Origin of the sequence: Streptomyces flavofungini (assembly GCF_030388665.1) — a bacterium.
GTDB classification, from domain to species: domain Bacteria; phylum Actinomycetota; class Actinomycetes; order Streptomycetales; family Streptomycetaceae; genus Streptomyces; species Streptomyces flavofungini_A.
Genome location: NZ_CP128846.1, coordinates 2,742,806 through 2,756,446, shown reverse-complemented (window position 1 = coordinate 2,756,446; position 13,641 = coordinate 2,742,806). Strand labels below are relative to the sequence as shown.

General features: G+C 72.6%; 9 protein-coding genes and 1 pseudogene. 8 read left to right on the top strand and 2 right to left on the bottom strand.

Translation table 11 applies throughout. From position 1 onward, the window contains the following. Nucleotides 1-1,470 (bottom strand): cytosine permease, encoded by a 1,470-nt coding sequence (locus QUY26_RS10780; protein ID WP_289945401.1) that lies wholly within the window; start codon nt 1,468-1,470, stop codon nt 1-3. Between the two features lie 225 nt (nt 1,471-1,695). Here QUY26_RS10780 and ureA point away from each other — a divergent pair, with 225 nt between their 5' ends. From ureA to cimA, 8 genes are all read left to right on the top strand, one after another. Beyond that, nucleotides 1,696-2,394 carry an urease subunit gamma gene (ureA, locus tag QUY26_RS10775; protein WP_289945400.1) on the top strand — a complete coding sequence of 233 codons (699 nt, stop codon included), beginning with the start codon at nt 1,696-1,698 and terminating at the stop codon, nt 2,392-2,394. Next, nucleotides 2,394-4,076: an urease subunit alpha gene (locus QUY26_RS10770; RefSeq protein WP_289945399.1), complete on the top strand. Its 1,683-nt coding sequence runs from the start codon at nt 2,394-2,396 to the stop codon at nt 4,074-4,076. The genes ureA and QUY26_RS10770 overlap by 1 nt, the downstream gene beginning before the upstream one ends. Before the next feature lie 11 nt (nt 4,077-4,087). Then, nucleotides 4,088-5,122: an agmatine deiminase family protein gene (locus QUY26_RS10765; protein ID WP_289945398.1), complete on the top strand. Its 1,035-nt coding sequence runs from the start codon at nt 4,088-4,090 to the stop codon at nt 5,120-5,122. 76 nt (nt 5,123-5,198) lie between these two features. Continuing rightward, on the top strand, nt 5,199-5,744 hold the full coding sequence (locus QUY26_RS10760; RefSeq protein ID WP_289955643.1) for a TetR/AcrR family transcriptional regulator: 546 nt from the start codon (nt 5,199-5,201) through the stop codon (nt 5,742-5,744). Nucleotides 5,745-5,907: 163 nt separating this feature from the next. After that, entirely contained in the window at nt 5,908-7,014 is a 1,107-nt protein-coding gene (locus tag QUY26_RS10755; protein ID WP_289945397.1) for a protein TolB, read from the top strand. A 26-nt stretch (nt 7,015-7,040) separates the two neighbouring features. Continuing rightward, nucleotides 7,041-8,084 carry a hypothetical protein gene (locus QUY26_RS10750; protein WP_289945396.1) on the top strand — a complete coding sequence of 348 codons (1,044 nt, stop codon included), beginning with the start codon at nt 7,041-7,043 and terminating at the stop codon, nt 8,082-8,084. A gap of 687 nt (nt 8,085-8,771) precedes the next feature. After that, nucleotides 8,772-10,061 (top strand): TolB family protein, encoded by a 1,290-nt coding sequence (locus QUY26_RS10745; RefSeq protein ID WP_289945394.1) that lies wholly within the window; start codon nt 8,772-8,774, stop codon nt 10,059-10,061. Nucleotides 10,062-10,425: 364 nt separating this feature from the next. Beyond that, nucleotides 10,426-12,051 (top strand): citramalate synthase, encoded by a 1,626-nt coding sequence (gene cimA / locus QUY26_RS10740; RefSeq protein WP_289945392.1) that lies wholly within the window; start codon nt 10,426-10,428, stop codon nt 12,049-12,051. Between the two features lie 88 nt (nt 12,052-12,139). Here cimA and QUY26_RS10735 read toward each other — a convergent pair. Further along, nucleotides 12,140-13,606: pseudogene (locus QUY26_RS10735) on the bottom strand (glycoside hydrolase family 30 protein); the annotation flags it as partial. Between the last annotated feature and the right edge of the window lie 35 nt (nt 13,607-13,641).

Below are 13,641 nucleotides of genomic sequence, written 5' to 3'. Positions count from 1 at the left end.
TCAGTCCGTGGACAGGTGGGGCGAGTGGGTGGGGGACAGCCCCTCCGGCGTTTGAGGAGCGGGGTCTGGGGCGGAGCCCCAGGGGCGGGAAGGGGCGGGATAGGGGCACATCGCGTAAGCGACGCCCCCCACCACCCCCGACAGCAGAAAACTGCAGTCCACCCCGCCCGTGAGGGGCAACAGCGGCCCCTCCCAGCAGGGCAGGGACACCGCGAGGAGCCCGACGGCCGCACCCAGGGCCCAGGCCGCCGTCGCCCCGGGATTCCACCCGGACCGATACCAGTAACGCCCGCCCCGGGAGCGCCGGTTGAACACCTGGAGGGCGTCGGCGTCGTACACCCCGCGACAGCGCACGAAGCCGATGAGGGTGATCACGGCCCACGGCGTCCCGATGGCCGTGAGGAGCAGCACGAAGGAGGTCATCGCGTCCTGCGCGGACCAGGCGAAGTGACCGGCGAAGACGCACCCGGTGGCCACCACCGCCACGGTGTACGTGGCCCGCGCCCGCGACGCCCGCGGCACGATCGCGTCCAGATCGAGCCCCATGGAGTACAGCATCAGCCCGGCGTTCCCGACGGACCCGGCGGACGCGGCGAGCAGGAGCGGGACGAGGTACCAGCCGGGCGCGGCGGCGACCAGCGGCTCGGCGTAGTCGAGGGCCGCGCGGGCGGCGTAGGCGGTGAAGGTGCCGAAGAGCTGGGGGACGAGGAGCCCGGCTGTCAGGCCGAGACAGGTGGCGCGCAGCACGGAGCGGGAGCTGTGCCGCGCGGGTGAGACGTAGCGGGTGTAGTCGCCGAGCAGGGTGATGAAGGCGATGGGCCCGGAGAGCCCCGCGGCGACGAGCGCGAGGAGCCACGTCGGCCAGAACGAGCCGAGCGCGTAGCCGCCCGCGGCGGGCAGCGCCGATGCGGTGAAGTCGGGGGCGTACGCGACGAGGCCGAGGGCGAGCAGGGCGGTCATGCCGACCGCGAGGATGCGCGAGAGGCGAAGCAGGACCCGGTAGCCGTACACCGCTCCGGTCACCGTCGCCGCCGCGAGCAGCGCGTACACCAGGGCGTAGGTGAGACCGCCCGTCGGCATGCCGGTGAGGCGGTGCAGGGTGCCGACCATGACGTCACCGCCGATCCAGATGGTCAGCGCGGTGTAGCCGAGGGACAGGAGCAGTCCCACGACGGAGCCCACCAGCCGGCCGCGCACGCCGAACTGCGCGCCCGACGACGTGGACAGGTTCGTCGCGGTCCGCAGCGAGACGAGCGCGAGCGGCGCCGTGAGCGCCGTGCCGATCAGCGTGCCCGCCACCACCGCGCTCACCGACTGCCAGAAGCCGAGGCCGAAGGAGACCGGCAGCCAGCCGAAGACGATCACTCCGAGGCAGAGGTTGGAGCCGAGGAGGATCGAGACCACGTCCCGCGGACCGCTGGTGCGTTCCTCCTCGGGGATGGTGTCTACTCCGCGCTGTTCTCTCGGCATGGGCTGCCCCTGACGCTCGTTCGAATCGGGCTTCGGTGTGTGCGGGTGTTTGAGTGTCGTTCAATGTGAAGCACGTCATGCCGCGCCGTCAATGGTTTGCTCGCGCTTTTGGTCTGGAGGTATGGAGGCGTGGTGTTTAGAGTGGTGCTCTAAGTGGTCGATCCGGAGGGTCCGGGTGCGGATCCGGTCCGGATCCGATGGCCCACGGATGTGAGGAGTGGCGGCGTGCGCCTTACCCCCACGGAACGCGATCGGCTGCTGCTGTTCGGCGCCGCCGAGCTGGCCAGGGCCCGCAGGGCGCGCGGCCTCAGGCTCAACGTGCCCGAGGCGACCGCGCTGATCGCCGACACCGTCTGCGAGGCCGCCCGCGACGGGGCCAGGCTCGCCGAGGCCATCGAGCGGGCGCGCTCCGTCCTCGGCCCCGACGACGTGCTGCCCGGTGTCGCGGACGTCGTCACCGAGGTGCACGTGGAGGCCGTCTTCGACGACGGGTCGCGGCTCGCCGCGGTCGCGGACCCGATCGGCGGCGGCTCCCTCGGCCCGAACGCCCCCGGCGCGCTCAGGCCCGCGCCGCCCGCGCCGGACCGCGAACCCGCCGTCACCCTCGCCGTGCACAACACCGCGACCGTGCCGGTCAGCGTGACCTCGCACTTCCACTTCTTCGAGGCCAACCCGCGCCTGGACTTCGACCGGGCCGCCGCCTACGGCATGCGGCTGGCCGTCCCGGCGGGCTCCTCCCTGCGCTTCGGGCCCGGTGAGCGTGTCGAGGCGGGGCTCGTGCCCATCGGCGGCGCGCGGGTCGCGATCGGCTTCGCCGGGCTCGTCGACGGGCCGCTGGACGCGCCCGGCGCGAAGGAGGAGGCCCTGCGCAGGGCGGCGGCCTGCGGCTATCTCGGTGCGAGCACCCCTGAGGAGGGCGAGTGATGGACCCCTACGAGTACGCGTCGGTGCACGGTCCGCGGGCCGGGGACCGGGTCGTCCTGGGTGATTCCGGTCTGGTGGTGCGGGTGGAGTCCGACGCGCAGGCGGCGGGGGACGAGTTCCTGGCCGGGTTCGGCAAGACCGCGCGGGACGGGCTGCACCTGAAGGCCGCCGCCGTGCGGGAGACCTGTGACGTCGTGATCAGCAATGTGCTGGTGATCGATGCCGTCCTGGGGATCCGGAAGGTGTCGATCGGGATCCGCGAGGGCCGCATCCACGCCATCGGGCGGGCCGGGAATCCGGACACGCTGGACGGTGTGGACGTCGTCGTGGGCACGGGGACCTCCATCGTGTCCGGTGAAGGGCTGATCGCCACCGCCGGTGCCGTGGACACTCACGTGCACCTTCTGTCCCCGCGCATCATGGAGGCCTCCCTCGCCTCGGGTGTCACCACCGTCATCGGCCAGGAGTTCGGGCCGGTGTGGGGGGTGGGCGTGAACTCGCCGTGGGCGCTGCGGCACGCGTTCAACGCCTTCGACGCGTGGCCGGTCAACATCGGCTTCCTCGGGCGCGGTTCCTCGTCCGACGAGGCGCCGCTGATCGAGGCGCTCGCGGAGGGCGGGGCATCCGGGTTCAAGGTGCACGAGGACATGGGCGCCCACACGCGGGCGTTGGACACCGCTTTGCGGGTCGCGGAAGAGCATGACGTCCAAGTCGCGCTGCACAGTGACGGGTTGAACGAGTGCCTGTCGGTCGAGGACACCTTGAGCGTGCTGGAGGGGCGGACGATCCACGCCTTTCACATCGAGGGGTGCGGCGGCGGGCACGTGCCGAACGTGCTGAAGATGGCGGGGGTGGCGAACGTCATCGGCTCCTCCACCAACCCCACCCTTCCCTTCGGCCGGGACGCGGTGGCCGAGCACTACGGCATGATCGTGTCCGTCCACGACCTGAAGACCGACCTGCCGGGCGACGCCGCCATGGCCCGCGACCGCATCCGTGCCGGGACCATGGGCGCCGAGGACGTCCTGCACGACCTCGGCGCGATCGGGATCACGTCCTCCGACGCACAGGGGATGGGGCGGGCCGGTGAGACCGTCCGCAGGACCTTCGCGATGGCCGGGAAGATGAAGGCCGAGCTGGGGCCGATGGAGGGCGACGGGCCGCACGACGACAACGGACGCGTCCTTCGCTATGTCGCCAAGCTGACCATCAACCCGGCGCTGGCCCACGGCCTCGCCCACGAGGTCGGCTCCATCGAGGTCGGCAAGCTCGCCGACATCGTGCTCTGGCGGCCCGAGTTCTTCGGCGCGAAGCCGCAGCTGGTGCTGAAGTCCGGCTTCCCCGCCTACGGCGTCGTCGGCGACCCCAACGCCGCCACCGACACCTGCGAACCCCTCGTCCTCGGCCCGCAGTTCGGCGCGTACGGCGCGACGCCCGCCGACATCTCCGTGGCCTTCGTCGCCGGAGCCGCCGTCGCGCAGGGCAACGACCTGATGCCCACCCGGCGCCGCCGCGTCGCCGTGCGCGGCACCCGCGGCATCGGCCCCGCCGACCTGCGCCTGAACTCCCGCACCGGCGCCGTCGACGTCGACCAGCGCACCGGCCTGGTCAGCCTCGACGGCGACCCGCTCCGCTCGGAGCCCGCCGACTTCGTCTCCCTCAACCGCCTGTACTTCCTGTGAGGACCGCAGCCATGACCTTCCGCATGCCCGCCGAGTGGGAGCCGCACGAGCGCACCTGGATGGCCTGGCCGGGGCCGAACGTCACCTTCGACGACCCCGCGGCGCTCGCGGAGTCCCGCCGCGCCTGGGCCGCGGTGGCCCGTGCCGTGCGCCGCTTCGAGCCGGTCACCGTCGTGTGCGGGCCCGGCCAGTCCGCGGCGGCGCGGGAACTCCTCGGCCCGGACATCGAGTTGGTGGAGCGGGAGCTCGACGACGCCTGGATGCGGGACATCGGCCCCACGTTCGTGACCGACGGCGCGGGCCGGCTCGGCGCCGTGGACTGGACGTTCAACGGCTGGGGCGCCCAGGAGTGGGCCAGCTGGGAGCACGACGCGAAGATCGCCCGCCACGTCGCGGACCTCGCGGGCGCGCAGACGCACTCCTCGCCCCTGGTCAACGAGGGCGGCGGCATCCACGTCGACGGCGAGGGCACCGTGCTCCTCACCGACACCGTGCAGCTCGGCCCCGAGCGCAACCCCGGCTGGACCAGGGAGCAGGTCGAGGCGGAGGTGCACGCCCGCATCGGCACCCGCAAGGCCCTGTGGCTGCCGCGCGGCCTCACCGCCGACTACCCGGGCCACGGCTTCGGCACCCTCGGCCACGTCGACATCGTCGCCGCGTTCGCCGCCCCCGGCGTCGTCCTCGTCCACTCCCAGCGGGACCCGGCCCACCCGGACTTCGAGGTCAGCCGTGAGGTCATCGGCGTACTCAAGGGGCGGACGGACGCCCGCGGCCGGACCCTGGAGATCGTCGAGGTGCCCGCGCCGACCGCGCTCGCCGACGACGACGGCTGGGTCGACCACTCGTACATCAACCACTACCTGTGCAACGGCGGCGTCGTACTGTGCGCCTTCGACGACCCGCACGACGAGCTGGCCGCGGGCATCTTCCGGCGGCTGTTCCCACGGCGGACCGTGACGCTCGTCGACGCCCGTACGATCTTTGCCGGAGGTGGTGGCATCCACTGCATCACCCAGCAGCAGCCAAGGACCCAGCAGCCGGAGTGACCACGTGGCCGAAGCGAGTGCCCCGCGCAGCGCACGCAAGAACGCGCCCCCGCGACAGGACGTCCTCGCGACGGCCATGGAGATGATCGCCGACCGCGGCCTGGAACAGCTCACCATGGCCGCGCTCGGCCGCGAGGTCGGCATGAGCAGCGGCCACCTCCTCTACTACTTCGGCTCCAAGGACGAACTGCTCCTGCGCACCCTGGAGTGGAGCGAGGGGCGGCTCGGCGCCGAGCGCGGACGACTGCTCGCCCGGCAGGGACCGGCCCGCGCCCGCCTGGACGCGTACGTCGAGCTGTACGTCCCCGACGGCCACCGCGACCCGCACTGGATCCTCTGGCTGGAGGTGTGGAACCGGTCCCGAGACGCGGACGAGCGGGGGCGTGACCGGCAGGCCGCCATCGAGGGCTCCTGGCACCGCGACCTGGTGGCGCTGCTCGCCGAGGGCGTCTCGCGCGGGGAGTTCAGGGCCGTCGACCCCGACCGGTACGCGGCCCGGCTGCGGGCGCTGCTCGACGGCTTCTCCATCCATGTGGCGATCGGCCTGCGCGGCACCGGACGGGCTCAAGTCCTCACCCACGCAAGGGAGTTTCTGGACGAAACGCTCGCTCCGCAGGGGTGACCCCCGCGCCTCGGACGCGTGCGGGGCCGTCCAGGTTGTACGTACTCCTGCGGATTGCGGGGCGCCGGAGAAAGCGCTTGTATCCCGGTGGGTCCCCGGCGCCGGGCCGGGGGAGGCGCACCCGGAGGCACCACGGGCGCGCGAGGGGATTCCGGGGGGAATCATGCGCAGAGCAGCCCGTGCCGTGTCCGCAGCCGCGCTCGCCACCGCGCTCGCCGCCGTCGCGTCACCGTCGGCCGCGCACGCGGCGAGACCGGCCGAGGCGTCGGGAACGTCAGCCCCCTCGGCCGCCGCGGAGCGTTCCGCGCCCCGCGTGGAGCGCGTCAGCGTCGCCGCCGACGGCACCGAGGCCAACGGCGCCTCGGGCGCCGCCACGGTCACGAAGGACGGCGGGCACGTCGCCTTCAGCAGCGCGGCCACCAACCTCACGCCCGACACCCATCCGCGGCCCCAGAGCTCCGCGCACATCCGCGACCAGGACTCCCGCGAGGTCAGCAGGATCCGCGAGAGCCTGACCGCGCCGAGCATCAGCGACGACGGCCGGTTCGCCACGTACCTCGACTGGGGCTCGCACACCACCAACGCGTACGTGATGGACCTGACGACGGGCGAGAAGCGCCGCGTCGACGCCAAGGGCTTCAAGGAGGGCTCCGGCGAGTCCGAGATCAGCGCCGACGGCCGCCACGTCGCGTACGTCCTGCGCCCGCAGCACCCCGCCGACCCGTACCGGATCGAGGTCTACGACTGGGCCACCGACACCCGCGAGGTCGTCAGCGACGGACCGCCCGACGCCGCCCGCGACATGGTGAACCCTTCCATCAGCGACACCGGCCGCTTCGTGGCCTACGAGGACGCCGGCACCCAACAGGTCTGGGTCCGCGACCGCGACACCGGCAGCCTCCGGCGCGTCGACGACGGCACCGCCTCCGAACTCGTCGAGATCAGCGGCGACGGCCGCACGGTGGTGCTGAACTCCGCGAACGGCGCCTACGTACGCGATCTGCGCAGCGGCAAGGTCAGGCACTTCTCCGGCACCTCGGCCAAGGCCGTCGGCCCCGACGGCCGCCACCTCCTCTACTCCGACGACGCGTCGACGCTGCGCCTGCGCGACCTGCGCACCGGCCGCGTGCACGTCGTCGGCACCGGCTCGGCCGTCCCCGGCGCGGTCGGCGCCAAGGGCCGCACCGTCGTCTACACCTCGGCGGAGACCGACGTCGTGCCGGGCGACACCAACGGCGTGTCCGACGTCTTCATACGGCACACACGATGACGGGGGAGGCGCGCATGAGGTGCGCGATGGCCTTGCTGGGCACGGCACTCGCCCTCGCGGTGAGCGGTGCGACCCTGTCGGCCGCCGCGGCCGACGCGGGCCCGCGCGCGCCGCGCACCGAGCGGGTGAGCACCGCGGGCGACGGGACGCAGCTCGACGGGCGCTCCCTGGACGCCGGGATCAGCGCCGACGGCCGGTACGTCGCCTTCGCCACCAAGGCGGAGCGGCTGCGCTGCCATCAGCAGACGTACGCCTGCCTCGTCCTGAAGGACCGGGTCACGGGCGAACTCACCCCGATCCCGAACGACGGCGACTCCTCCTGGGGCACGCCGGTGCTCAGCCGCGACGGCCGCCGCGTCGGCCACACGGCGGGCACCAAGTCCCCGGCGCCCATGGTCTACGACCGGGACACCGGCCGGAACGTGAACGTGGGGGCGCCGGGAAACGGCACCGGCCTGCTCCGCGCCGTCTCGCCCGACGGCGGCACGGTCGCCTACACCTCGGGCGACCGCTTCCGCCCCGCCCAGGACCTGCGCGTCCGTGACCTCGCCACCGGAGCCGACGAACTGATCGGCGGCGACGGCTGGTTCGGGGCCGCGTCCCTGAGCGCCGACGGCGGGCTGCTCGCGTACGTGACCCGGGGCGCGGACGGCGCGGACCTGTTCGTCCGCGACCGCGGGACCGGGGCGACGACGCAGCTCGACCAGGGCCTCGGCGAGGCCGGGTTCGTCCAGCTCGCCGAGAACGGCCGCGGCGCGCTCTTCGTCGCCGGGGGCCGGACGTACGCGTACGACCTGCGCAAGGGCGCGGCCCGCGAGGTCGCCGACGCACCCGCCCGGTCCGCGAGCCCGGACGCGCGGCACGCCGTCCTGGCCGAGGGCGCGGACGGCACCGCGCTCACCCTGCTCGACGTCCGCACCGGCGGGCGCGCACCCGTCGGCCCCGGCGCCGTCGTGCCCGGAGCCGTCACGGCCGAGGGCCGCGCGGTCGCCTTCACCTCGGCCGCCACCGACCTGGTGCCGGACGACACGAACGGCAGCACGGACGTCTTCCTGCGCCACACCCGCTGAACCCACCCACGGGGGACCTTCATGAGCGAGGCGAGCACGGCGAGCACAGCGGGCACGACCGCGAGAACCCGCGCCGACCCCGGGCCCGCCGGGCCCACGACGACGCGGGCCAGCGTGGACAGGAACGGCGGACAGCTCCACGCGCCGTCGTACGGACAGGACTTGTCCGCGGGGTTCGGCGCGAGGCCCACCTTCACGACGGCCGGTCCGGTGTGGGAGGGCGACACCAACGGTCTGACCGACGTGTACTTCGGTGTACGTCCGCAACCGCTCCGTCGGCAAGGTCTCCCGCGCCGGCCAGTCCTTCGAGGGCACGCCCTTCGCGTGGGCGGCCCGGCCGACGGCCGCTCGTCCGGCGCATCCCTGAGCGGCGACGGAGGGCGGGCGCAACGACCTTCCGGCCCGGCGGCCCTCGGTCAACGACGACGGCAGCGTCGTGGCCTTCGACTCCGCTTCGCCCGATCCGGTGACAGGAGACACGAACGGGTTGTCGGACGTGTTCCTGCGGACAGTGCGGGACGGACAGTGAAGACGGACAGTCCGACCAGCAACCGGAAGTGCCCCTGAGGCACTCCCTACAGGCACGGGAACCAAGCAGCGCACAGGAACCCGGGAACCCGGGAACAAGACACGGGATCCAGGCACCACGTACGAGAACCGAGCACTCATCTCACGGGGGAACCATCCATGCGTCACACCACCCGCGCGGCGGCCGCCGCCGCGCTCGTCGCCGCTGTCACCGGCACGGTCCTGCCGGCCACGGCCGCCGCGGACACCCGCGCCCCCGCTCCTCGCACCGAGCGGGTGAGCGTGAGCGCGAGCGGCACCCAGGCCGACGCGCCGTCCGACGCACCGGACATCAGCGCGAACGGCCGCTACGTCGTGTTCGCGTCCGAGGCCACCAACCTGGTGCGGGGCGACACCAACGACCGGAACGACATCTACCTGCGCGACCTGTCCACCAAGAAGGTCGAGCGGATCAGCCTCCGCGACTCCGGCGCGCAGTACACCTCGCACGCCGGTGCCCCCTCGATCAGCGCGAACGGCCGCTACGTCACCTACTCCGCGCAGGTGGACCGGGCGGGCGGCCTGTACAGCGGCACGTTCCTGAAGGACCGCAGGACCGGCCGCACCGAGATCGTCAGCCTCTCCGACGACGACAAGCCCGTCTTCGGGGACTACGCGACCGGCGCGCGGGTCAGCGCCGACGGCCGGTACGTCGCGTTCGTGTCCGCCCTGAAGGACCACGGCGACGGCGGCGGCGACGGCATGTGGACCGGCATCTACCTCCGCGACCGCAAGGAGGGCACCACCCGTCGCGTGAGCGAGATCGTCACCGGGCAGCCCACCTGGATCGTCGGCGGGCTGAGCCTGAGCGCCGACGGCCGCCACGTCGGCTACACCTTGGGCCAGGTCCGCCCCGGCCTCGGCGGCAGGACGTACACGTACGACGTGAACACGGGCACGACCAAGCGCCTCGACCTGTCGGCCACCGGAAAGGACCTCAAGGTCGGGCTGCCGTCGCTGAGCAAGGACGGCCGGTACGCGGCCTTCGAGACGGCCGAGCCGATGGTGTCCGGCGACACCAACGGCAAGAGCGACGTCTACCGCCTCGACACCCGCACCGGCGCCCTGAAGAAGGTCACGAGGAAGGCGGACGGCGGCCAGACCGACGCCGACTCCTACCAGCCCCGCATCAGCCCCGACGGCCGCCACGTCGCCTTCATCTCGTCGGCGTCCGGGCTCACCACGGGCGACCCGGCGAAGGGCCCGCTGTACGTACGGGACCTGAAGGACGGCGTGACCCGGCGCGTCAACGTGCCCCGGGGCGGCGGCCAGAGCGAGGACCAGGGCTGGCCCGCCTACGCCCTGAGCGCCGACGCCAAGAGGTTCGCGTTCACCTCGGACGCGGCGAACATGGTCCCGGGCGACACCAACGGGGCGCGCGACGTGTTCGTACGCCGCAACGTGCGCTGAGCCCGGCCTCCGAGCCGGACCCACGGGGCGCGCCCTGAGGCGGACCGCAGGGCGCGCCCCGTGCGCCGGACCGCATAGTGAGACAGCGAGGCGGGTGCCACAGCACTTGTGGCACTCTGCCGGGCATGCTCGTGTTCGCCATGATTATTGGCAGCAAGCGCGCCGGTCCGCAGTGACCGCCCCGTACGCATCACGTACGGAGCGGACACCGTCGTCCTCGACCCGCGCGCAGACCTCTCGCACCCGCGAGGGGTCTTTTCGTTTTCCGGCCCACCCGCAGTCGGCGAACGAGGCGCGAGGGATCATGGAGGTGGTGGAGCCGGTCCTTCCGGTAGACCGACATCCGACACAGGAGCCAGACAGCATGACGGAAACCAGCAGGCCCGACGATTCCTCACCTGGGCCCGACGATTCCTTCCACGTGTTCGACACCACGCTGCGCGACGGCGCGCAGCGCGAAGGCATCAACCTGACCGTCGCGGACAAGCTGACCATCGCCCGGCATCTGGACGACTTCGGCGTGGGCTTCATCGAAGGCGGCTGGCCCGGCGCCAACCCGCGCGACACCGAGTTCTTCGCCCGCGCGCAGGCCGAGATCACGTTCAAGAACGCCCAGCTGGTCGCGTTCGGCGCCACCCGCAGGCCCGGCGCCAAGGCCGCCGACGACCCGCAGGTCAAGGCGCTGCTCGCGTCCGGCGCCCCGGTCGTGACGCTGGTCGCCAAGGCCCATGACCGGCACGTCGAGCTGGCCCTGCGCACCACCCTCGACGAGAACGTGGAGATGATCCGCGACACCGTCTCCTACCTGCGCGCCGAGGGCCGCCGCGTCTTCGTCGACTGCGAGCACTTCTTCGACGGCTACCGGGCGAACCCCGAGTACGCGAAGGCGGTCGTCCGCGCGGCGGCCGAGGCGGGCGCGGACGTCGTCGTGCTGTGCGACACCAACGGCGGCATGCTCCCCGCCCAGGTCCAGGCCGTCGTCGCCACCGTCGCCGCCGACACCGGCGCCCGGCTCGGCATCCACGCCCAGGACGACACGGGCTGCGCGGTCGCCAACACCCTCGCGGCCGTCGACGCGGGCGCCACCCACGTGCAGTGCACGGCCAACGGCTACGGCGAGCGGGTCGGCAACGCCAACCTGTTCCCGGTCGTCGCCGCCCTGGAGCTGAAGTACGGCAAGCGGGTGCTGCCCGAGGGCGCGCTGCGCGAGATGACCCGGGTCTCGCACGCCGTCGCCGAGGTCGTGAACCTCACCCCGTCCACCCACCAGCCCTACGTCGGCGTCTCCGCGTTCGCCCACAAGGCGGGCCTGCACGCCTCCGCGATCAAGGTCGACCCGGACCTGTACCAGCACATCGACCCCGAACTCGTCGGCAACCGCATCCGGATGCTGGTCTCCGACATGGCCGGGCGCGCCTCCATCGAGCTCAAGGGCAAGGAGCTCGGCGTCGACCTCGGCGGCGACCGCGAGCTGATCGGCCGGGTGGTGGACCGCGTCAAGGAGCGCGAGCTCGCGGGCTACACCTACGAGGCCGCCGACGCGTCCTTCGAGCTGCTCCTTCGCGAGGAGGCCGAGGGCCGCTCGCGGCGCTACTTCCGCACGGAGTCCTGGCGCGCCATCACCGAGGACCGCCCCGACGGCTCGCACGCCAACGAGGCCACCGTGAAGGTGTGGGCCAAGGGCGAGCGGATCGTGGCCACGGCGGAGGGCAACGGCCCGGTCAACGCCCTGGACCGGGCGCTGCGCGTGGGCCTTGAGCGGATCTACCCCCAGCTGGCCAAGCTGGAGCTGGTGGACTACAAGGTCCGCATCCTGGAGGGCAAGCACGGCACGTCCTCCACGACCCGGGTGCTGATCTCCACGACCGACGGCGACGGTGAGTGGTCCACGGTCGGCGTCGCGGAGAACGTCATCGCCGCGTCGTGGCAGGCCCTGGAGGACGCGGTGACCTACGGCCTGCTGCGGGCCGGGGTCGAGCCGACCGAGTAGGTCCGGCACGGCATGGCCCCGGCGCCCCTCGGCCGCACGCGCGGCCGAGGGGGAACCGCCGGCTCTCCCGGGCGAACCGTCAGCTCTTCCAGGTGAACGTCGCCGACGTCTTGCCGGGCAGCGAGTACGTCGCGTGCTGCCCGCCCCAGTTGACGGTGACCGTCCTCGCCGAAGCGGAGTCGTTGTAGGCGATCAGGGCCTTCGTGCCGTCCGTGTTGCGCCAGGCCACGTTCGGCACGTCCGAGCTGGCAGTGGAGGCGACGCGGGCGGCGCCGGGCTGCACGAACTTCGTCAGGTGCCCCATCGTGTAGTACTCGATGGTGTAGTCGACCTGCCCGTGCCGCCCGTCGCCGTTGTGCACGGTGATCAGTCCGTCGCAGGTGCCGCAGCCGCCGTTGTGCGGACCGCGGTTCTGGTCCACGGCCAGGGACCACTTCGTCACCGACTTCGCCCAGTTCCGGGTGTAGTCGATGATGTTCATCATGTCCTCGCGCTGCGGATTGCCGATCCAGGTGCCGCCGGAGTGTTCGGTCTGGAAGGCGTCGAGCTGGGGGTACTTGTTGTGGATCTCGGTCTGCTTCTGGACGTCGCCGCCGTAGCCGTGCCAGGCGATGCCACCGAAGTTGGGGTGCGAGCGCACCGCCGCGTCGTCGACGGTCTGCGCGGCGTACGCGTCGTAGGTGTCCCAGTTCCAGTCGTGCGCGAGGACCTTGGTGGGCAGTCCGGCGCCGGCGAGCTTGGGCAGGAGCTCGTTCTTCGTGAAGTACGCGAGTCCGGCGGCGTTCCAGCTCATCGACGGGTAGCCGTTGCAGCAGGTCGGCTCGTTCTGCGCGGTGACGTAGTCGACGGGCACGCCGTTGTCGCGCCAGCCCTGGAGGTACTTCACGAAGTACTGGGCGTACGTCCCGTAGTACTCCGCCTTCAGCCAGCCGCCGTTGAGCTGCCCGCTGTCCTTCATCCAGGCCGGGGCCGTCCACGGTGAGGCGACGGTCGTCAGCTTCGGGTTGAGCTGCTTGGCCTGCTTGGTGAGCGGCAGCACGTCCTGGAGGTCGTGCGCGAGGGAGAAGCGGGCGAGGCCCGGGTCGGTCTGCCCGGCGGGCACGTCGTCGTAGGTGTAGCCGAAGCGGGCGAGGTCGGAGCCGCCCATGGGGTTGCGGATGTAGGACAGGCCGATGCCCTCGGTCGGCGAGAACAGCTTGCGCATCGTCTCGTCGCGCTTGGCCTGGGTGAGCGCCCCGCTGCCGTTCATCAGCCAGGCCGCGGTGTCGGTGAAGGAGGCGCCGCCGCCGGTGAAGGTCTGGTAGCGGGTGTTCTCGTCGACGGTGATGTTCGTGCCGCCGCCGCCCGTGCCCGGCTGGAAGGAGATCGGGGTCTGCGGCTGCAGGCCCCGCGTGACGTGGCGGCCGCCGCTGTCGTCGGTCGTGGTCAGCCAGATGGAGACCTGCTCGCCCGCCGCCTCGGCGGAGGAGACGCCGAGGCCGGTGAGCCCGGCGGTGGTGAGCAGTCCGGCGGTCAGCAGGCGCGCGAGGCGCCGGGGTGTGGAGGGTCTGCGCATGGGACGTTCTCCGCCCTTCGTGGGGCCGGGCCGGG

What these genes read in the sequence shown, in the direction of transcription:
- QUY26_RS10780 (WP_289945401.1), bottom strand. Translation starts at nt 1,470, where the DNA reads ATGCCGAGAGAACAGCGCGGAGTAGACACCATCCCCGAGGAGGAACGC.
- QUY26_RS10770 (WP_289945399.1), top strand. Translation starts at nt 2,394, where the DNA reads ATGGACCCCTACGAGTACGCGTCGGTGCACGGTCCGCGGGCCGGGGAC.
- QUY26_RS10765 (WP_289945398.1), top strand. Translation starts at nt 4,088, where the DNA reads ATGACCTTCCGCATGCCCGCCGAGTGGGAGCCGCACGAGCGCACCTGG.
- QUY26_RS10760 (WP_289955643.1), top strand. Translation starts at nt 5,199, where the DNA reads ATGGAGATGATCGCCGACCGCGGCCTGGAACAGCTCACCATGGCCGCG.
- QUY26_RS10755 (WP_289945397.1), top strand. Translation starts at nt 5,908, where the DNA reads ATGCGCAGAGCAGCCCGTGCCGTGTCCGCAGCCGCGCTCGCCACCGCG.
- QUY26_RS10750 (WP_289945396.1), top strand. Translation starts at nt 7,041, where the DNA reads ATGGCCTTGCTGGGCACGGCACTCGCCCTCGCGGTGAGCGGTGCGACC.
- QUY26_RS10745 (WP_289945394.1), top strand. Translation starts at nt 8,772, where the DNA reads ATGCGTCACACCACCCGCGCGGCGGCCGCCGCCGCGCTCGTCGCCGCT.
- cimA (WP_289945392.1), top strand. Translation starts at nt 10,426, where the DNA reads ATGACGGAAACCAGCAGGCCCGACGATTCCTCACCTGGGCCCGACGAT.